The 20,811-nt window shown below is 60.7% G+C and carries 15 protein-coding genes; 3 read left to right on the forward strand and 12 right to left on the reverse strand.

Annotated elements, in window-relative coordinates; all coding sequences use genetic code 11:
* Positions 1-35: 35 nt before the first annotated feature.
* From G442_RS0108685 to hutU, 3 genes are all read right to left on the reverse strand, one after another.
* A complete protein-coding gene (locus G442_RS0108685; protein ID WP_026397690.1) occupies positions 36-1,391 on the reverse strand; it encodes a cytochrome P450 in 1,356 nt (451 codons plus the stop codon).
* 308 nt (positions 1,392-1,699) lie between these two features.
* Positions 1,700-3,250, reverse strand: a complete 1,551-nt coding sequence (hutH, locus tag G442_RS0108690) for a histidine ammonia-lyase (protein ID WP_026397691.1) — start codon at positions 3,248-3,250, stop codon at positions 1,700-1,702.
* A gap of 3 nt (positions 3,251-3,253) precedes the next feature.
* Entirely contained in the window at positions 3,254-4,987 is a 1,734-nt protein-coding gene (hutU, locus tag G442_RS0108695) for a urocanate hydratase (protein ID WP_051292121.1), read from the reverse strand.
* A 241-nt stretch (positions 4,988-5,228) separates the two neighbouring features.
* Here hutU and G442_RS21485 point away from each other — a divergent pair, with 241 nt between their 5' ends.
* Together G442_RS21485 and G442_RS0108705 are read left to right on the forward strand one after the other, a co-directional pair.
* Complete coding sequence (locus tag G442_RS21485; protein ID WP_051292122.1) at positions 5,229-6,632, forward strand: purine-cytosine permease family protein; 1,404 nt, start codon at positions 5,229-5,231, stop codon at positions 6,630-6,632.
* 362 nt (positions 6,633-6,994) lie between these two features.
* Positions 6,995-8,365, forward strand: coding sequence for an NAD-dependent succinate-semialdehyde dehydrogenase (locus G442_RS0108705; protein ID WP_026397693.1), 1,371 nt, complete (start codon positions 6,995-6,997; stop codon positions 8,363-8,365).
* Between the two features lie 77 nt (positions 8,366-8,442).
* On the opposite strand, the gene G442_RS0108710 is transcribed toward G442_RS0108705, so the two are convergent.
* From G442_RS0108710 to G442_RS0108735, 6 genes are all read right to left on the reverse strand, one after another.
* Positions 8,443-9,702: a Zn-dependent hydrolase gene (locus tag G442_RS0108710; protein WP_026397694.1), complete on the reverse strand. Its 1,260-nt coding sequence runs from the start codon at positions 9,700-9,702 to the stop codon at positions 8,443-8,445.
* 90 nt (positions 9,703-9,792) lie between these two features.
* Positions 9,793-11,061 (reverse strand): NAD-dependent dihydropyrimidine dehydrogenase subunit PreA, encoded by a 1,269-nt coding sequence (preA, locus tag G442_RS0108715; protein WP_026397695.1) that lies wholly within the window; start codon positions 11,059-11,061, stop codon positions 9,793-9,795.
* Positions 11,062-11,063: 2 nt separating this feature from the next.
* Positions 11,064-12,410 carry an NAD(P)-dependent oxidoreductase gene (locus G442_RS0108720; protein ID WP_026397696.1) on the reverse strand — a complete coding sequence of 449 codons (1,347 nt, stop codon included), beginning with the start codon at positions 12,408-12,410 and terminating at the stop codon, positions 11,064-11,066.
* Between the two features lie 104 nt (positions 12,411-12,514).
* Positions 12,515-14,008 carry a CoA-acylating methylmalonate-semialdehyde dehydrogenase gene (locus G442_RS0108725; RefSeq protein ID WP_026397697.1) on the reverse strand — a complete coding sequence of 498 codons (1,494 nt, stop codon included), beginning with the start codon at positions 14,006-14,008 and terminating at the stop codon, positions 12,515-12,517.
* Positions 14,009-14,204: 196 nt separating this feature from the next.
* Positions 14,205-15,593, reverse strand: a complete 1,389-nt coding sequence (locus G442_RS21490; protein WP_084440457.1) for an MFS transporter — start codon at positions 15,591-15,593, stop codon at positions 14,205-14,207.
* Between the two features lie 24 nt (positions 15,594-15,617).
* Positions 15,618-16,775 carry an iron-containing alcohol dehydrogenase gene (locus G442_RS0108735; protein ID WP_026397698.1) on the reverse strand — a complete coding sequence of 386 codons (1,158 nt, stop codon included), beginning with the start codon at positions 16,773-16,775 and terminating at the stop codon, positions 15,618-15,620.
* Between the two features lie 283 nt (positions 16,776-17,058).
* Here G442_RS0108735 and G442_RS0108740 point away from each other — a divergent pair, with 283 nt between their 5' ends.
* Positions 17,059-17,964 carry a LysR family transcriptional regulator gene (locus G442_RS0108740; RefSeq protein ID WP_035376394.1) on the forward strand — a complete coding sequence of 302 codons (906 nt, stop codon included), beginning with the start codon at positions 17,059-17,061 and terminating at the stop codon, positions 17,962-17,964.
* 166 nt (positions 17,965-18,130) lie between these two features.
* On the opposite strand, the gene G442_RS24345 is transcribed toward G442_RS0108740, so the two are convergent.
* The 3 genes from G442_RS24345 to G442_RS21495 are packed head-to-tail and all read right to left on the reverse strand — an operon-like array spanning position 18,131 to position 20,724.
* Positions 18,131-18,277 carry a DUF2474 family protein gene (locus tag G442_RS24345; protein ID WP_084440458.1) on the reverse strand — a complete coding sequence of 49 codons (147 nt, stop codon included), beginning with the start codon at positions 18,275-18,277 and terminating at the stop codon, positions 18,131-18,133.
* Positions 18,264-19,286, reverse strand: a complete 1,023-nt coding sequence (gene cydB / locus G442_RS0108750) for a cytochrome d ubiquinol oxidase subunit II (RefSeq protein WP_026397700.1) — start codon at positions 19,284-19,286, stop codon at positions 18,264-18,266. The genes G442_RS24345 and cydB overlap by 14 nt, the downstream gene beginning before the upstream one ends.
* A gap of 4 nt (positions 19,287-19,290) precedes the next feature.
* Positions 19,291-20,724 carry a cytochrome ubiquinol oxidase subunit I gene (locus G442_RS21495; RefSeq protein ID WP_051292159.1) on the reverse strand — a complete coding sequence of 478 codons (1,434 nt, stop codon included), beginning with the start codon at positions 20,722-20,724 and terminating at the stop codon, positions 19,291-19,293.
* Positions 20,725-20,811 lie beyond the last annotated feature (87 nt).

Genomic DNA, 20,811 nt, shown 5'->3' on the forward strand with positions numbered 1-20,811 from the left:
CCGGTCTTTCTTATTTCTGATTTTTCATGAGGCGGCTATCGGCTCACACGGCGTCGCGTCAGCCTGAACGCGGGCGCTCGCGAAGGACGCGTCGAAAGCACGCCTACAGGCAGGACAGGACCATCGTCGCAAATCGCAACATGATAACGCTGCAGCAGGCGCGCCAGAACGAAGACCGCTTCGGCCATGGCCAATTGCGCGCCTATACAGACATGCGGCCCAACGCCAAATGGCAGATACGCGAATCTGTCCGGTTCGGGGCCGCGCAGAAAACGCCCCGGGTCGAATGCGTTCGGCTGCGACCAGAGCGCCGGAGAACGATGCAGCATCCAGAACGGCGTAAGCACCATTGCGCCGCGCCTGACTACGTGCCCGCAAAGTTCCGTGTCTTCGACAGCTTCCCTTCCGGTCATGAAAGCAGGAGGGAACAGCCGCAAGGATTCGCGTACAATAGCCGTCACCACGGGAAGGTTTTCCAGATTTGCGGCGGCGTTGTCTGGAGACAGATCAACGTTGAGGACCTCGTCCGCCGCCATCTTCTGCCAATCATCAGCATGAGCCAGAAGCCATACGGACCAGAACAACGCGGTCGCAGTCGTTTCATGTCCCGCAACAATCATCGTGCCGACTTCGTCGATGACTTCTGGGCCTTGCGGCGCACCATTGACGCCAAGCGCCGCAACCAGCAGATCAAAAAGATCTCGTGGTTTTCCGACCGCAGCGGCAGGCGGTCGTTCCGCGATAATGGCTTCGACCAGCCGAACCCACCGTTTGCGAAAGCGCGCACGGCGCCAGTCAGTGACGGTCAGCGCCGACAGCGGCAACAGAAAATCGGCCGGACGGGGGCGACCAATTCCCGTCATAAAAGACGTCACCATCTCACGAAGGGACGCATTGAATCTCTCACTCGCCATGGAAAACATGGTGACCGCAGCAATATCCAATGCAAGAATCTGCATGAACGCGAAGACGTCGACTACGCTGTCGTCATCTAGTGTTTGCAAGGCCTCTTCGGAAGATGTCGCGATATGCGGCGTCAGCGCGGCGACCGCCCGTGGTGTGAACGCCGGAGCCATGGCCTTGCGCCGCTCGCGCCAGACAGCACCTTCACTGACAAGAATGCCATCGCCGACAATCGGACCAAGAACGCGCCGTCCCATCCGCAAACGCCGAAATGTCGTAGCCTGCCCGATGAAGAGGGCCTTCATAGCCTCGGGACTGGAGGCCAGGACCAGCGACTTTCCCGGGACGCGCAAAGACACCACCGGCTCATGGAAACAACGCTCCGGGAACGCCGAGAAACCGTTGCGGCGCAACCGGGTCAGAACGCCAAAGCCACCGATGGAATCAGGCGGCGACGATGGCATCGATGGAGTGAATAGCGTGGACATGCCGCATCACAATGCACGCAATTTCTCATTCCGACCAGAGAACGTCAAAAGGAAAATCAACCCTCTCACCCACCATGCCCTCCCGGTTTGTGAAGCCGCCTGTCAGAAAGCGCCGCGACTGCCCACCGTTCGCTGACAAAGGCGGCTCACGCAGTGCGCGCATGAACTCCCCACTCGCGCGGACGGCTTACCGAGCGGGCGCCACATAGAAAAAGCCCGGCATAACGCCGGGCTGCACTGTCATGAACCTCGACAGTTTCAGAAATTTTCCAAAGCATTGGAACGTCCCCGAAACCTGCGTTCCCCTTTTATCCCGCCATATCGACAGTCGGCAACGCGACGCCCGCAACCGCCTTCGGCAACGCCCGCTGACCAAGCAAAGCGACTGCCGCTTCGATATCTGGCGTAAATAACCGATCTTTTTCATAGAAAGGCACCGACGCCCGCAACGCAGCCACAGCGCGCACCAGCGGCTCAGACGACGCAAGCGGCGCAAGAAAATCGATTCCCTGAGCGCTGGCGAGGTATTCGATAGCGAGAATGACGCGCACGTTGTCGGCCATATCGCCCAGACGACGCGCAGCAAACGTCGCCATGCTAACGTGATCTTCCTGATTCGCTGACGTCGGCAGGCTGTCGACGCTGGCCGGATGCGCCAATGTCTTGTTTTCCGAAGCCAGAGCCGCCGCAGTAACCTGAGCGATCATGAAGCCGGAGTTCAGACCGCTCTCTTTCACGAGGAACGGAGGAAGCCCGCTCATCTGCGCATCGACCAGCAGCGCCAGACGTCGCTCCGCCAATGCGCCGATCTCCGCGATCGCTACGGCCAAGGCATCCGCGACGAGGGCCACGGGTTCGGCATGAAAATTGCCGCCGGAGATCATCTCGTCCGTATCAGCAAAGTGCAGCGGGTTATCGGAAACTGCGTTCGCTTCAATCAGCAGAACCGAAGCTGCGTGACGCAGACTGTCGAGACAGGCGCCCATAACCTGCGGCTGACACCGCAGGCAGTATGGGTCCTGCACCCGCTCGTCATCTTCAATGTGAGACGCGCGGATCGCGGAACCGGACAGCAACGCGCGGTAGACTGCCGCGCATTCGATCTGCCCGCGTTGCCCGCGCAATTCGTGCAGGCGCGGGTCGAACGGCGCGTCAGTGCCGCGCGCTGCGTCCAGTGTCAGGGCGCCGACGACCAGAGCGCTCTGGAGCAACGTCTCCGCCGCGAACAGTCCGACCAGCGCCAGCGCCGTCGAAGCCTGCGTGCCGTTCAGAAGCGCCAGGCCCTCCTTCGGCCCCAGTTCCACGGGCGTCAGACCAGCTTCCGCCAAAGCCTGCGCGCCCGGAAGCACCCGACCGTTCAGCGTCGCATGCCCCTCTCCGATCATCACGGCCGACATATGCGCAAGCGGAGCGAGGTCGCCTGACGCCCCGACCGAGCCTTTCTCGGGAATGACCGGCAGGACGCCCGCATTGAGCATATCCAGCAACAGCGACACGACCTCGGGCCTGACGCCGGAAAAACCGCGCGCCAGACCGTTCGCCTTCAAAAGCATGAGCAGTCGCACGGCGTCGTCGGCCATGGGCGCGCCGATGCCCGCCGCATGACTCAGCACAAGATTGCGTTGCAGCGCGCTGAGATCAGCGTCGGCAATGCGTGTTTTCGCGAGTTTTCCAAACCCTGTGTTGACGCCGTAAACAGGCTCGCCCCGGGCGACGATGCGGTCCACCGAACGAGCGGCTTCGGCAAGCGTCTCCGCAACGCCATCCGCCAGCACGACATGCGCAGGGTTCTGCAGAAATGAGCGAAGGTCGTTCAGGGAGAGACGGCCCGGAACAAGCGTCAGAGAGGCTTTTTCCATAATTCAGACAACCTTCTTCGGAGCGACCATCGGCAGATCGAGGCCTTTTTCACGCGCGCACTCGGCGGCGATGTCGTAGCCCGCATCGGCGTGACGCATCACACCGGTCGCCGGGTCGTTCCACAGCACGCGCTCCAGCCTGCGCGCCGCATCCGGCGTGCCGTCGGCGACGATGACCATGCCCGAATGTTGCGAGAAACCCATCCCGACGCCGCCGCCATGGTGCAGGGAAACCCACGTCGCGCCCGACGCCGTGTTCAGAAGAGCATTGAGCAGCGGCCAGTCGGACACAGCGTCCGAACCATCGCGCATCGCTTCCGTCTCACGGTTGGGGCTGGCGACGGAGCCGCTGTCCAGATGATCGCGCCCGATCACGATCGGCCCTTTGAGTTCCCCCTTGGCGACCATTTCGTTGAAGGCCAGACCCAGACGATGGCGATCCCCCAGTCCAACCCAGCAAATCCGCGACGGCAGACCCTGAAACTGGATCTTCTCGCGCGCCATATCGAGCCAGTTGTGCAAATGCCTGTCGTCGGGAAGCAGTTCCTTCACCTTGGCGTCGGTCTTGTAGATATCTTCCGGATCGCCTGACAGCGCAGCCCAGCGGAACGGGCCGACGCCCTTGCAGAACAGCGGACGGATATAAGCGGGCACGAAACCCGGGAATGCGAAGGCGTCCTCGCAACCAACCTCAAGCGCCATCTGACGGATGTTGTTGCCGTAATCGAAGGTCGGCACGCCCATCCTGTGGAACGCCACCATAGCTTCGACCTGAAGCTTCATGGACTCCTTGGCCGCTTGCTCAACCTCGGCAGGGTTCGTCACGCGCATCTTCGCGGCATGGTCGAGCGTCCACCCCGCCGGCAGATAGCCGTTCAGCGGATCATGGGCGGAGGTCTGGTCGGTCACGCCGTCAGGCCGGACGCCACGTCGCACCAGTTCCGGAAAGACTTCGGCCGCGTTGCCCAGCAGACCGACCGACACGGGCTTGCCGCTCTTGCAGGCCGCGTCGATGATCTCCAGCGCTTCGTCGAGCGTATCGACGCGACGGTCCAGATACCCGGTCTGAAGACGCTTTTCGATGCGCGAAGGTTCGCACTCCACCGCAAGCATCGAAGCGCCCGCCATGACCGCCGCCAACGGCTGCGCGCCGCTCATGCCACCGAGGCCGCCGGTCAGAATCCACCGTCCTGTCAGATCTCCGCCGTAATACTGGCGGCCCATCTCGACGAAAGTTTCGTATGTGCCCTGAACGATCCCCTGACTGCCGATATAGATCCAGGAGCCCGCCGTCATCTGGCCGTACATCATGAGGCCAAGTCGATCGAGTTCGTTGAACTTGTCCCAGTTGGCCCAGTGCGGGACGATGTTGGAGTTGGCGATCAGCACGCGCGGCGCATCCGCATGGGTGCGGAAAACGCCGACCGGCTTGCCGGACTGCACCAACAGCGTCTGGTCGTCCTCAAGCGCCGTCAGACTCTCCACGATCCTGTCGTAGCACGCCCAGTTGCGCGCCGCGCGGCCTATGCCACCATACACAACCAGCTCTGACGGCTTTTCGGCCACGTCCGGATCGAGATTGTTCATCAACATGCGCAGCGCCGCTTCCGTCTGCCAGGACTTCGCCGTGCGGGTCGGGCCTGTGTCCGCGCGAATCACGCGGTCATTGGCTATGCGGCCAGCGCCGCCGTCTTCCGGTGCGGTCTGGGGGAATGTGGCGAAACGGGGCTCAGTCATCGGGCGACCTCATTGCTGAGTAGATGAGAGTTTAATTGTATAGACAAGCCAGTAGAAGCATGGTCTTTTCCTGTCAATCCGTTTCGTGTTGGTATGAATCCTGCGGCGCCTGAACAATGGGCGCCGCGCAATTTCAGCCTAGCTCACGCATAGGCAGAATATTGTCTGCGCCGGGTCCCCTTCCGGTTACGATACGATTTTGGGCGTTATGCACCGCGCCCGCTCGCCCCAAGGAGGCCAGATGACCGATACGGTGACCGCGATCGAGGCGGAAACGATCTATCCGATCCCTCTCGACAAGCGGCACGGTCATCCTCGCGACCTGTTCACCATCTGGTTCGGCTCGAACATGATGATGCTTACACTGGTCACAGGAGCGCTCGCCACCACAGTCTACGCGCTGCCGCTGCTTCCGGCGCTGGTTTCCATGGTGGTCGGAAGTCTGATCGGCGGCGTGTTCATGGCGCTCCATGCCGCGCAAGGGCCTCGTCTGGGCGTGCCGCAGATGGTGCAGACCCGTGGTCAGTTCGGCTCCATCGGCGCAGCGCCAATCACCGTCCTGATCGTCCTCATGTATATCGGCTTCGCGGCGTCGAATCTCGTCCTTGGGGGCGAAGGGCTTGAATTCATCCTGCCCGGCATCAGACGTATGGGAGGCATACTGATCATAGCGGTCGCGACCTTGTTGCCGGTCGTATTCGGCTACCGCATGATTCATATTTCGGCAAAGCTGATGAGCCTGTTTTGTGGACTGGCGGTCCTTTACTGCCTGTTCGCCATCGGGGTGAACGGCTGGGACGTGCTGACCAGCGCTCGGGAAAGCGTGATCAGCACACGCGGCGTCCTGGGAACCATATCGACGGCGGCGTTGTGGCAGATCGCGTATGCGCCCTACGTCTCGGATTACTCACGCTACCTTCCGCCCGACGCCAAAGGCGAGCGTGAAGCATTTATCGCAAGTTTCTCAGGGTGTGTTCTGGGATCTTTGCTGGTCATGACTGTCGGAGCCATGATCGGCGTCATCGCGCATGGCGCTTCGGTCGTATCGACGCTCGGGCTTCAACTTGGACATGCCGCAGTGCCGATTCTGGTTCTTCTTTCGCTTGGCATTTCCGTCGCCAACGCGATGAACATTTACTGCGGCACGTTGTCGACCATCACTGTAGTGCAGACCTTCACGCCCAACCTGCGCCATGCCAGTCGGTCACGCATGGCGACCACATTGATCCTCCTTCTGATCTCTCTCGCAATGGCCCTCTTCATGGCCAAGAGCTTTCTTTCAACGTACAGCGAATTTCTCGAACTTCTGATGTCGGTCATGGTGCCGTGGACCTCCATCAACCTGACGGATTACTACCTGATCCACCGGGGAGATTATGACGTCGCGTCATTCTTCGAACCCGATGGCGGGCGCTATGGCCATTACAACAAGCCCGCTTTTTTCTGCTATTTTGTCGGGATTCTCGTGCAAGTCCCTTTCCTTGCTAACGGAATGTATGTCGGCCCCATGGCGAAGCTGTTCCACGGCGTCGACCTGTCCTGGTGCGTTGGCCTGCTGATCACCACGCCACTCTACTGGTATGTCGCACGGCGCTGGCCTTCCCTGCGTGAGCATCCCTCAAACGAAGTCGCTGCAAAGATCTGAGCAGAACAAGCTGTTGACCAGAGCGAAATCCTGCGACGCAAGCGGCTGACGGAACGGAATACAATTTAGCCGCCAGAGACGAAGCCCCTCCGGTCACTCCCGCAACTTCCCGGCGTTCACGCGTTATGATTGTGGGCAGTGCGGACACAACCATGTGAACGCAATGGTAGAGTCATTGCCGTAAAGAGGCTTACCTCTGCAAGAAACTCAGGGTTAGCCTGACGTCGCCTTGTCGAACAGTGCAGGGCGACGCGAACGACGCGCCGATAATGCGGCCGTGGCCTTGCACGGGACGTCTATGTCCACCCATATACAGACACTCGAACAAAACGACCGATCAGGCCGTGACGGAGCAATGAGTGATGAGCATGTATCGCACGATCAATCCAGCGACTGGAAAGACGGAAAAAACGTACGAAACCCACAGCGACGCGCAGATGTTCTCGAAACTCGAGAAAGCCCACGCACTCTGGGAAAGCTCATGGCGCAAGCTGTCCTTTGGGGAGCGTCGCGCAATTATGCAGAAAGCCGCCGATCTGCTGCGCCAGAACAAGGAAAAGCACGCGCGGCTTATTTCGACGGAAATGGGGAAAATCCTTCCCGAGGCGCTCTGGGAGATCGAAGTCTCCGCTGATATCCTCGCTTATTACGCTGAAACAGCAGAAACTTTCCTCGCTCCCAAAGAGCTTCCTGTCAAAACCGGGCACGCAACCGTCATCAGCCAGCCGCTCGGTGTCATTTACTGCGTGGAACCTTGGAACTTCCCGTATTATCAACTGGCGCGCGTTGCAGGTCCCAATCTGATGTCCGGCAACGTCGTTATGGTGAAGCACGCCCCCGGCGTCCCGCAATGCGCCGAAGCGTTCGAAACGCTGTTCCGGGAAGCGGGCGCGCCCGAAGGTGCATACACAAATCTGTTCATCACCAACGACCAGTCCGAAGCGCTTATCGCCCGCCCGGAAGTGCGTGGCGTCGCCCTGACGGGTAGCGAGCGCGCAGGAAGCGCCGTTGCGGGACAAGCCGGGCGCGCGCTCAAGAAAAGCACCATGGAACTTGGCGGGTCCGACGCCTTCATCGTGCTTGACGACGCCAATCTCGACGAAGTGGTCCCCCGCGCCGTCGCTGCGCGGATGAGCAACAACGGACAGGTCTGCACCGCCGCGAAACGGATGTTCGTACATGAAACGCTCGTCGACGAGTTCACCATTCGTCTGGAGCAGGCAATTTCAGAGTTCCGCTATGGCGATCCGCTTGAACAGGGCGTCACACACGGGCCAATGAGCAGCGAAGACGCCATGAAGCGCGCGATTTCGCAGGTCGAAAAAGCGGTGGAAAACGGCGCCACACTGGTCACTGGCGGGAAACAGCTTGAACAGGAAGGCTTCTATATGGGAGCCGCGATCCTGAAAGGCATCACCAAGGACAACCCGATCTTCTATGAAGAGATTTTCGGGCCGGTTGCCTCAATTTACCCTGTAAGCGGCGACGACGAAGCCGTTGCGCTCGCCAACGACTCACCTTACGGACTCGGTGGATCGGTTCACACCAGCGACATCGCGCGCGGCAAAAAGATTGCCGAACGCATCGAGACAGGCATGGTGTTCATCAACGACGTGACAGGGACCGCGCCCGATCTACCGTTCGGCGGCATTGGAAACTCAGGTTATGGACGGGAGCTTTCAGAATTCGGCATTGAAGAATTCGTCAACCACAAACTGATACGCACCCCCTGACGCGCAGGAGACGCCCTTTCAAGGGCGTCTCCCATGCAAAGCCGGCACCGCGTTTTTGCAGCGTCTTTAATCCGACGTCAGTTCAGCCGTTCGTCTGCATCCAGCACCGCACGAAGAAGAACGTTGGCTCCCGCCGTGACGTCGTCGGCTTCGGCGCTTTCTTCCTCGTTGTGGCTTACGCCGCCCGCGCAGGGGATGAAAATCATCGTCGTGGGCGTGACGCCCGCCATGTACACCGCATCGTGCCCGGCGCCCGAGACGATGTCCCGCGCCGGATACCCGAACGAATCCGCTGCGCGACGCACCGCGTCGATGCAGGTCGGATCGAAACGCACCGCCGGAGAATCCCAGACAAGCTTGATCGTAATCTCCAGCCCGGATTCAGATGCGACTTGAGCCGCGGCCGACCGAAATGCCTCCTCCATACGCACGATGACCGCATCATCGGGATCGCGAAGATCGACCGAGAAGAACACCTCTCCCGGCACCACGTTACGGCTGTTAGGACGATTTTCGAGCAGCCCCACGGTCCCCACCGCGCCCGGAGCATGCTTCAACGCGATGGATTGCACCGCCTCGATCAGCTTCGCCGTTCCCACCAATGCGTCCGCCCGCAGCGCCATTGGCGTGGCGCCCGCGTGGCCATCGCGCCCGATCACCGTGACCTCGTACCACCGCATGCCCTGCACGCCCGTCACGACGCCTATGGTTTTGCGTTCCGCTTCGAGAATCGGTCCCTGCTCAATATGCAATTCGAAATACGCGGCGATCGGATGATCGCCGCAACGCTCCGCGCCACGGTAGCCGATGCCGACCAGCGCATCCTCAAAGCGGACGCCGTCCCGGTCGGTCTTGGCCAAAGCCTCCTCTTCCGTGAAAACGCCAGCAAACACGCCTGAACTGAGCATTGCGGGCGCGAACCGGGAGCCCTCTTCGTTTGTCCAGTTTATCAATTCGACCGGGTGACGCGTCTCCCGTCCAGACTCGTGCAGCGCGCGCAACACGGCCAGGCCGCCCAATACACCGACAATGCCGTCGAACTTGCCGCCTGTCGGCTGCGTGTCGAGATGACTGCCCATTGTGATAGGCGGCAAAGACGGATCAGTTCCTGCTCTGCGAGCGAACTGGTTGCCCATGGAATCGAACGTCACGACACAGCCCAGAGCCTCGCACGTTCTGATGAACCAGTCGCGAACCTGCCGATCCTCTTCGGTCAGGGTCAGACGCCTGATGCCACCCTTCGGGGTCGCACCGAAGCGAGCGGTCTCCAGAATGTCAGCCCATAATTTTCCGCCGTCCACTGTGACGTTGCCGCCAATGCCGTCAAAACCGCTCACGTCTTTCTCCTTACGGCGTAACAAAGAAAACGCCTCGGGCTTAGCCCGAGGCGCGAGGTCCCGCCAACCTGCCTGCTGAAACCCTAAAGCCTAGTGCGCGCCCGACATAGGGTTGTTCGGGTGATTCGGCCAGGTAAGCACGCCGTCGGTCGGCTGCGGCGCCATGGTGATGCAGTCATCGACCGGGCATACATGGGCGCAAAGGTTGCAGCCCACGCACTCCTCGTCGATGACCTCGTAACGACGCGAGCCATCGACGCGCAGACGGGCAATGGCCTGATGCGACGTATCCTCACAGGCAATGTGGCATAGCCCGCATTGAACGCACAGATCCTGATCAATCCGCGCCAGTGTTTTGAATTTCAGATTCAACTGGTTCCAGTTGACGAAATTCGGAACGGCGCGCCCGACCACATCTGAAAGAGACCCGAATCCCTTCTCGTCCATCCAGTTCGACAGACCGTCTTTCATGTCCTCGACCACGCGAAATCCGTAATGCATAGCCGCCGTACAGACCTGCAGATTGGACGCGCCCATGACGAGAAACTCGGCTGCGTCACGCCAGGTCGAAATTCCGCCGATGCCCGAAATCGGCAATCCAGCCAGATCGGGACTGCGGGCGACTTCTCCCAGCATCCGCAACGCAATCGGTTTGACGGCGGGACCGCAATACCCTCCGTGCGTGCCCATGCCATCGACGACCGGGGTCGGCGCCATTGCGTCAAGATCGACGGAGACGACGGACTGAATCGTGTTGATCAGCGACACCGCATCCGCGCCACCACGCATCGCCGCGCGGGCAGGCGCCAGAATCGACGTCACGTTAGGCGTCAGCTTGACGATGGTCGGCATCCGGCTGTGCTGCTTTACCCAGCGCGTGACCATCTCGACATATTCTGGAACCTGTCCAACGGCGGAACCCATGTTCCGCTCCGACATGCCGTGTGGGCAGCCGAAATTCAGTTCCAGTCCGTCGGCGCCGGTTTCCTCGACCAGAGGCAATATCGCTTTCCAGCTTTCCTCGACACAAGGGACCATCAGGCTGACGATCACCGCACGGTCAGGGTAATCTCTTTTGACGTCCTTTATTTCAGCAAGATTGACCGCAAGGGGCCTGTCGCTGATCAACTCGATATTGTTCAGGCCGAACATGCGCTCGCCCCGATAGGACAACGCGCCGTAACGGCTGCTGACGTTGACGACCGGCGGATCTTCGCCAAGCGTCTTCCATACGACGCCTCCCCACCCGGCTTCGAAAGCGCGACGAACGTTATACGCCTTGTCGGTCGGTGGCGCGGACGCCAGCCAGAACGGATTGGGCGACCGGATTCCGATAAAGTTGCTGCGAAGATCGGCCATCTTCAGACCTCCTTCTTCTGCGAAAGGTCCGCATGAATGGCTTCCGCCGCGTCCCGTCCGTCCCTGACCGCCGCAACGGTCAGATCCTCGCCTGCTGTGCAATCGCCGCCAGCGTAGACCCCGGCGCGCGAGGTCCGGCCTACTGCATCCACACGTATCCGCCCGCCCTCCGTTTCGACGCCGCTGCCCTCAAGCGGATCGAACACCACATGCTGGCCGACCGCTTTCAAAATCATGTCGGCCTCAAGAACGAATTCCTCTCCATCGTGAACGGCGCGCCCATCCAGAGCGCGCCCCCGCGTGAAAGCGATCGCCGTCGTCGCACCGTTGGCGCCTTCGATCCGCGCGGGAGCCGCCCAGTGACGAATTGTCACCCCATTGGTCTGCGCCCATGCCTGCTCAACCTCAGTCGCCGACATGGTCTCCCGTCCGCGGCGATAAACCAGCGTCACCTCTTCCGCTCCAAGGCGTTTCGCCTGCACCGCCGCGTCGATTGCAGTGTTGCCGCCACCGATAACGACGACACGACGGCCGACGGCTACATCCTCCTTTGTCCCGGAGATGCGAATGGACTCGATGAAGTCGACAGCGTTCATAACCCCGGACAAATCCTCGCCTGTCAGGCCCGCCTTCCGAGCCCCGGCCTGTCCAAGGCTAAGAAAAATCGCCTCATATTCGTCCATCAATGTGTCGATCGTGAAGTCGCGCCCGAGCGCCTGATCCGGCGCCAACGTCACGCCGCCTATGGACAGGACGAAATTCACCTCGTCCTGTGCAAAATCGCCCGGCGTTTTGTAAGCCGCGACGCCATATTCGTTCAGTCCGCCAAGCTTCGGCTTCGCATCGAAGAGCGTCACCTCGTGCCCGTGCATCGCAAGACGATGCGCGCAGGCGAGCCCCGCAGGACCGGCCCCAACGACTGCGACCCGACGCCCCGTCGCGGCCGCGCGCGTAAACGGCTGAACGCCCCTGGCCATTTGCCAGTCGGTCGCGCGACGTTGCAGGGCGCCGATCTGCACCGGCTTTTCTTCCTGCGCGTTACGCACGCATTTCTGTTCACAGAGAATTTCGGTGGGACAAACCCTCGCGCAGGAACCGCCGAGAATATTGGATTCCAGAATTGTGCGTGCGGCGCCAGCCAGGTTTCCTGTAGCGATACCTTTGATGAAGGCTGGCACGTCGATGCTGGTCGGGCACGCTTCGATGCATGGCGCGTCGTAACAGAAGTAACAACGGTCGGCCTCTATGATCGCCTGAGCATCGGTCAGCGGCGGGTGTGCGTCCGCGAAGTTCAGCGCCAGTATTTCCCGCGGCACGCGCCCTGCCGCAATATCCGGCCCTCGATCCATGCGCTCTCCGTTCCATCCGTAAAACGACAGCATGGAGGAATTCGACGCACACGCGCAAGGAAAGAAACGCCCGACCGGATTAACCGCCGGGCGCTCTCTCAGAGTCAGCCATGAGTGGGCATGACGAACTCGGCGCCTGCGCGCACTCCGTCCGGCCAGCGTGTCGTAACCGCCTTCATGCGCGTGAAAAAGCGCACGCCCTCCGGTCCGTGCATGTGATGGTCTCCGAACAGGGAGTCGTTCCAGCCGCCGAAGGAATGGAACGCCATTGGAACGGGGATCGGCACATTGACGCCGACCATTCCCGCCTTGACCCGATGGGTGAAGGCGCGGGCCGTATCGCCGTCCCTCGTGAAGATGGCGGCGCCATTGCCGAACGGACTGTCATTCACCAACCGTAACGCTGTCTCGAAATCCGGCGCGCGCATAACGCAGAGAACCGGACCGAAGATTTCCTCCCGGTAGATCGTCATATCGGCTGTCACATTGTCGAAGAGAGTGCCGCCAATGAAAAATCCCTTTTCGTGGCCATGCACTGCATGGTCACGCCCATCCACGACGACGGTCGCTCCCTGCTCCGCCCCGCTGGCGACCAGACCGCTCACGCGCGCCAGATGTTGCCCGGTGACGAGCGGCCCCATTTCGTTGTCGTTGTTCGTCCCTTCGCCGATCCGAAGCGCCCGCACCTTGTCCGCCAGCCCGGCGACCAGGCTGTCTGCGACTGGCCCCACCGCCACCGCGACGGAAATCGCCATGCAGCGTTCGCCCGCCGATCCGTACGCCGCGCCGATCAACGCATCGATCGTCTTGTCGAGATCGCAATCGGGCATGACGATGGCGTGGTTTTTCGCGCCGCCCAACGCCTGCACCCGCTTGCCATGCGCTGTTCCGGTCGCATAGACGTGCTTGGCGATCGGCGTCGATCCTACGAAACTGACGGCCTGAATATCGGGGTGAACGAGGATGGCGTTAACCATGTCCTTGTCGCCCTGCACCACCTGAAACACGCCGTCGGGAAGACCGGCTTCCTTGAAAACATCAGCAAGGAGAACCGCCGCCGACGGATCGCGCTCGGACGGCTTCAGAATAAAGCAGTTGCCTGTGGCGATAGCCATCGGCGCCATCCACAGCGGCACCATCACCGGAAAATTGAACGGCGTAATTCCCGCGACCACGCCCAGAGGCTGGCGCATGGTATGAGCGTCAATGCCGCGTCCGACCTGCTCCGTGAACTCGCCTTTCAACAACTCCGGCGCTCCAGTCGCGAACTCCACGACTTCGAGGCCTCGCGTGATCTCTCCCTTGGCGTCGGACAGGATCTTTCCGTGTTCGGCGGTGATGATCGCCGCAAATTCGTCCGCGCGGGCCTCCAGCATGTCGCGGACACGGAAGAGGATGCGGGCGCGCGTAAGCGGAGGCGTTTCAGCCCATTTCGGGAAGACGGCCTTCGCCGCCGTCACTGCCGCCTCCAGATCCTCCTTCGCGCCAAGAACGACATGCCGCGCGACGACACCCGTCGCCGGGTTAAAAACGTCGGCCCGCCGCGAGCCAACGCCTTCAGTCTTCCGACCTGCGATCACATGGGGAATTATGCTCATAGGGCCTCTCCTGTGTTTGCATCGACGCCCGAACGTCGTAACAACAGACGACATTCGGCGTTTTCGAGATCAGTAATTTTCGCGCATATCAAAACATTATCGCATCGCGCCGCATGACGAAATTTCATCTACGTCCGCCATATCGTTACGCCTGTCTAGCGTCAGGCTCGATACAGGCGACCTCCCCTTGAAGCCATCATGCCGGGTGTTCAAAAGACGCTTCGGGCCCGGAGGAGGCCGCTGCATCCGATATGGGCGCAGCTACCCTGCGCGCGCCTGCCCCGCGCGGCAAGGTTTCCGGCACGAACAGCAGCGTCACGACGAAGCCTATGGCGCAAACTGCCATCGGATAGAGCAGTCCGGCATAAAGATTTCCTGTCCGGCTCATGAGACTCAGTGATATCAACGGAAGAAATCCGCCGAAGACGCCATTGCCGATATGGTACGGAATTGAAATCGAGGTATAGCGCACATTGGCGGGGAAGCATTCGACAATGAACGCCCCATATGGCCCATAGATCAACGCCGCAATCACGACCAGCACGAAAACGCAAGCGGCAGCAGGCACGAAAGCGACGCCGTCAGAAAGGACAGACGCCCGCAAACCGGCGAACAGCGGAATGTACAGCACAACCGCTGCGGCCATACCGGCAAGCGAGAGTTTCTTTCGTCCCACCCGGTCAGACAGACGGCCAAAGATTACGAAGAACGGCAACCCGAGCAACGAGCCTACTGCAATGGCGAGCGTCGCCGGGAGAAAGGCCACGTGCAATGCACTCTGGAGAAAATACAGGGCGTAAAACTGCGCCGTGTAGAAGGTCACCGCCTGAGCACAGGCCACTCCGAAAAGAAAGAAAACGATCCGCCTGGCGTTTCCGGGAATGGTGAATGCGTCCCTGACTGGAGATTTCGACAATTTGTGCGATTTTTGCATCTCCACGAACACCGGAGATTCCGACAGACGCAGGCGTATCCGGACGGAAACCGCCACCAAAACGATCGAAAGGAGAAAAGGAACCCGCCATCCCCAGGAACCGAAAGCCGCCTCGCCCAGACCAATCCGTAACGCCAGCACCATGCCCAGAGACAGGATGAATCCGCCGGACGCCATAGCCTGAATATAGCTTGCCCATTTTCCGCGCTCTTCGGGCGGCGCGTGTTCCGCGACATATGTCGCGGCGCCGCCGTATTCGCCGCCAAGCGCCAGCCCCTGAATGATCCGCAGCAGGATCAGCAAAACAGGTGCCAGATACCCGGCGACTGCGTACGTAGGGAGAAACCCTATCGCTGCAGTCGAACAGCCCATAATCAACAGCGTGGTGAGGAACGTGGCTTTTCGCCCTAGCCGATCCCCCATATGTCCAAAGACCAGACTGCCGAGCGGTCGGACAGCAAACCCTGTGGCGAAGGTCGCGACGCTGATCAGCGTCGCTGCGACGCCCTCTCCCGGCGGGTAGAACAGTTTTGCAAAAAATATCGCCAGACTGCCGTAAAGAAAGAAATCATACCATTCGATGACCGTGCCGACGCTCGACGCCAGAACAAGTCCGGCCATACTGCGCGACGATTGATCTGCATTCTGCATGACGGCCTCCGTCGCCGATCCGTTTCAACCCCAGACGACACGATAGAGAGCGACGATCTCCTCCGCAGTCGGTATGCGCGGGTTGTTGGCGGGCGAGCCCGAAGCGAGCGCCTGCTCGGCCATCAGCGGCAACAGGTTGTCCCAACGGGCGGCGTCCAGGCCGAAAGTTTTCGGGCTGGGCACGCCGATTTCATCGTTTCGCGCACGCAGCGCCGCGACAAGAGCGTCGCCCGCCTCGACATCCGGCGCACGCGCCGACGCCACACCCAGGAGTCGCGCACAGGTTGCATAACGCGCCGGAGCGCCCGGCAGGGACCAGGCCGTGATTTCCGGCAGCAACATCGCGTTGGAAAGTCCGTGCGCCACGTGAAAATGCGCTCCGATCGGGCGACTCATACCGTGGACAAGCGCCACTGACGCGTTGGAAAACGCCATCCCCGCCTCGAAGGCGCCCTGCATCACCGCGGCGCGCGCCTCCCTGTTCGCAGGTTCCCGGCAGGCGGTCGGAAGATGCTCCCATATGCGCGTCATGGCGGTCAGCGCCAGAGCGTCCGTGAAGGGGTTCGCCCGACGCGACACATAAGCTTCCAAAGCGTGTGTGAACGCGTCAGTACCCGTGTCGGCAGTCAGTCGCAGCGGCATGGACAGCGTCAGCTCATAATCGACGATAGCGATGCGGGGCTGATACGCAGCCCCCATGCAGAGCATCTTCTCGTCCGTCGCCTCGTCAGTGATCACGGTGACGCGCGTGGCCTCGGAGCCCGTTCCCGCCGTGGTCGGAATCGCGATGATGGGAAGACCGGGCTCGTCCTGCACATACGGAGCCTTCAGGGCCGCAGGCGTCGTGTCGTGAACAGCGAGAACCGCCACCATTTTCGCCGTATCTATCGGGCTGCCCCCGCCCAGGCCGATGACACAGTCGTGACGGCCTTCTTTCAGAGCCGCCAATGCAGCGTTGACCGATACGACCGTAGGATCCGGCACGGCGTCAGCGAAGGCTCGTGCGTCGAAGCCTTCCCCGAGAAGCAGGTTTTTGACCCGCTCAAGCAAGCCTGACGACGCCATGAAGCGGTCGGTGACGATAAATGGCGCTTTCAAACCGGCCAGCGCCAGCGCAGCGGGTAGCTCGTCCAGCGCTCCGCCGCCGAGACGCACGAAAGAAGGAAGGTATAACGCCGTCATCGGGCATTCCCTTTCAGGAAAGGGGGCGGGACAGACCCGCCCCTTTCTTCTCGTTATTGTTGCGTCCCGCTTAGCGTCGCAGCGCTCTCGGTAAAATTAGGCGATTTCGCCCATGGGCCGTGCAAATCTGCACAGGTCGTTCCCAAGGCCGAGGAGGCGATATGGCTTTGTTAGCCAAAAACCGGCGTTACCTGCCGGAAAACCTGCCCCAGACCTTTTCGCGGAGCGCCTGCTTGCGTCGTCACGGGAAGAAGCATAATGCCGGGGCGCTCGCGGAGCGTTGATGACGATGAAGCGCGGTCTGGACTGGCGAGACCTTCAATATTTCCACGCGGTCGCCCGCGCGGGTTCGCTCTCTGTGGCGGGCAGAACCCTCGGCGTCGACCACGCTACGGTTGGAAGGCACATTCAGTCTCTTGAGCAGGCCATGGGCGTCAGCCTGTTCGAGCGCCATCTACGCGGCTACGCACTGACGCGCCATGGCGAGCGTCTTCTGGCTTCGGTCGAGGCGATGAACCGTGAGGCCGGACGGCTGGCTGAAAACGCTCCGGCTGGCGGATTATCCGGAACAGTCAGGATCAGCGCGCTGGAGGGAATCGGTAATTTCTTTCTCGCCTCCAGAATCGGCAAACTTATCGAAGGCAATCCTCATCTGACCGTTGAAATGGTGACGATCCAGCAGATCGTCACCCTGTCGCGGCATCAGGCCGACATCCTCATCACCCTTCATGTGCCGCCCGGCGAACGCTTCTCTGCGACGCCGCTCACAGATTACCGGCTCTTCGTCTACGGCTCTCCCGATTACATCGCGCGCAATCCGCCGATCCGCACTACGGCGGACCTCGCGCATCACGTGTTCGCCGGATATGTCGATGAACTGCTGTTCACGCGCGGGCTGGATTATCTGGAGGAACTCGGCGTGCCGCTGAAATCGGTGCGTATCCAGAATTCCAGCCTTCATGCACAGATGGAAGCCGCATGTTCGGGGATATGTCTGGCCGTCCTGCCCGCCTTCATCGCGGCGGAACGCCCGTCACTCGTAAGAATTTTACCAGGTGACGCCGCGCTGACGCGCACCTACTGGCTGATTACTCGCTCAAGAGAGCAGGACGCCCCGCGCATCCGCCGTATTTGCGAGCTCCTGCGCGCAGAAGTAGAAGCAGCGCGCGCAGTGTTTCTCGGGGAGTAAGCCATACGACTACTCTGGTTGCGTTCGGTAAACAGCGTTGTCCATAGGCCGCTTCGTTCCAATGAACATGCCGACCAGACCATAACGCCGGAGACCGTCCGCACCGAACGAAGACGGTCGACGCCGAGGAGGCATCCGGCCTCGGTGCACTCCCCCGCTCCAGAGTTCAGTGAGGCACCAGCAAGCGCAGCAGCGTCGCAAGGCTTATGAACGCAACCGTGCTTGCCGCCCAGATCGCCACGAACCAGCCGAACCGGCGAATGAAGCCACGCGGCGCGGCGCCGTCCCTGTAATGCAGGTCAGTGATGGACATCGGCTTCCGTCACCTTTCCACGAAACACATGATAGGAATAGACTGAATAAATAAGAATAATCGGCAGAAGCACAGCCGTTCCCACAAGCTGAAACAACTGGCTGGACGGCGGGGAAGACACGTTCCACAGCGTCAGCGTCGGCGGCACGGCGTAGGGCCAAACAGTGATGGCGAGGCCGGAGAGGCAGAGAAAAAACCAGCCCAGCACACACAGGAACGGCGTCCGAGAATGCGCGCGTCGCAGGCCCATAAGAAACAGCGCCCCCAAAGCGACGACAAGAACCGGAACAGGCGCGACATAAAGAACGTTCGGCCAGGCCGTCCACCGTGTGAGATATGGCGCGTGCAGCATCGGCGTCCAGAAGCTGACCGCCACGATGGCGACGAACAGGCAGGCCGCGAGCGCCGGAGCCAATTTCCGGACGAAGATTTCCAGGTCTCCCGAGGTGCGCCAGATCAGCCAGGTTGCGCCGAGCAGGGTGTAACCGCACACGACAGACAGGCCACACAGCACGCTGAACGGGGTCAGCCAGTCCAGCGGACCGCCTGCGAACGCGCCATCATTCGACACCGTGACGCCCTGTATGACGCCAGCAAGAATGCAGCCCTGACAGAAAGCGGCAACGCCGGATCCGGCCATGAATCCGATATCCCACAGCGCAGCGCGCCCACCATCTCGCGTCAGAATACGAAACTCGAAGGAAACACCACGAAAAATCAACGCCAGAAGCATAAGGACGATCGGCAGATACAGCGCAGGCAACAGCGTTGCGTATGCGCCCGGAAAAACGCCGTAAAGCACAGCGCCGCCCAAGACCATCCACGTCTCGTTGCCATCCCATACCGGCGCAATGGTCTGCACCATCACGTCGCGTCGCAGCCTGTCGCGCTCCACAGCAAAAAGAATGCCAATCCCGAGATCGAAACCATCAAGGATCACGTAGATCATGATGGCGGAACCAAGAATGCATGCCCAGACAACGGGAAGCCAGTATGCGAGTCCAGTCATGACCTTACACTCCGTCGTCGGTAACGGCGCGGACTGCCGCCGATTGAGCTCGTCCGCCCAGAATTTCACCCGCCGGCGTTTCGCTGGCGTCATGCTCTCCGACTTCCGGAGCCCTGCTCAGTATCCGCATCAGAATTCCAAGGCCTGAACCGAAGACCAGAACATAGACAATCACGAACGCGGTCAGGGACAGCTCGATATTGGATAGAACTATGGGCGACACGCTGTCTGTAGTCCGCAGCAAGCCGTAGACCGTCCAGGGCTGGCGGCCGACCTCTGTCGTCACCCACCCGCAAAGCAGCGCAATGAACCCCGCCGGAGCCATCGCGACCGCTGCGCGATGAAGAGCGGCGCTTTCATACAGACGCTTCCGCCAACGCATATACAGCGACCAGAAGCCCAGCCCGGCCATCAGCACAGCAAGCGCGATCATGATGCGGAAGGAGAAAAACACGACAGGCGACGGCGGACGTTGATCGCGCGGAAAATCCTTCATCCCCGGCACCTTGCCGTCAATGCTGTGGGTAAGGATCAGCGAACCGACCAGGGGGATCCCTATCGCGTAATCAGTGTGCTCCGTCTTCATGTTGGGGATGCCGAACAGCAGTTCCGGCGCTCGACCTTCGGACACCCAGTCCCCTTCCATGGCCGCGATCTTCACCGGCTGATATTTCAGCGTGTTCAGTCCATGCGCATCGCCGACCAGCATCTGGACCGGCGCGACGATGGCGGCCATCCACATGGCCATGGAGAACATGACCTTCACCGGCTCCGTGACGGGAGCCCTCAGCCGCCGAGCGCGCAACATATGCCATGCGCCGGTTGCGCCGACCGCAAACGCGACAGACAGGAACGCGGCCAGACCCATATGCGCCAGCCGGAACGGAAATGACGGATTGAAAATAATCGCCAGCCAGTCAGCAGGCATGAAGCTTCCGGTCGCCGGGTCGATCGCATATCCCTGCGGAGTCTGCATCCAGGAATTCGAGGCCAGAATCCAGGTCATGGAAATCAGGGTGCCAACGGAGACCAGACACGTAGCGGCAAAATGCAACCCTCGTCCGACCTTGTTCATGCCGAACAGCATGACGCCAAGGAACCCGGCTTCCAGGAAGAACGCCGTCATCACTTCGTAAGACAGAAGAACGCCTGTGATAGGACCGGCCTTGCGGGAGAATGGCGCCCAGTTGGTCCCGAATTCGTACGCCATGACGAGCCCCGACACGACGCCCATGGCGAAAACGACGGAAAACGCCTTTACCCAATAGCGATAAAGATCAAGATAAACCGAACGGCCGGTTCGCAGCCATAGTCCCTCAAGGACCGCGAGATAAGCCGCCAGTCCGATCGAAAACGCGGGAAAGACGATATGCACGCCGACGGTGAAGGCGAATTGAAATCGAGCCAGCAATAGCGCCAGATCGTGCGAACTTTGCAACATGACTTACTCTCCGCGTCCCAAAGGCGCATACCATGGGATAGCTGTCTGCGCGTTCAACGCACAGACAGCCGCTTACGTTTCACT

The organism is Acetobacter nitrogenifigens DSM 23921 = NBRC 105050 (assembly GCF_000429165.1).
In the GTDB taxonomy this organism is placed as follows: Bacteria; Pseudomonadota; Alphaproteobacteria; order Acetobacterales; family Acetobacteraceae; genus Acetobacter; species Acetobacter nitrogenifigens.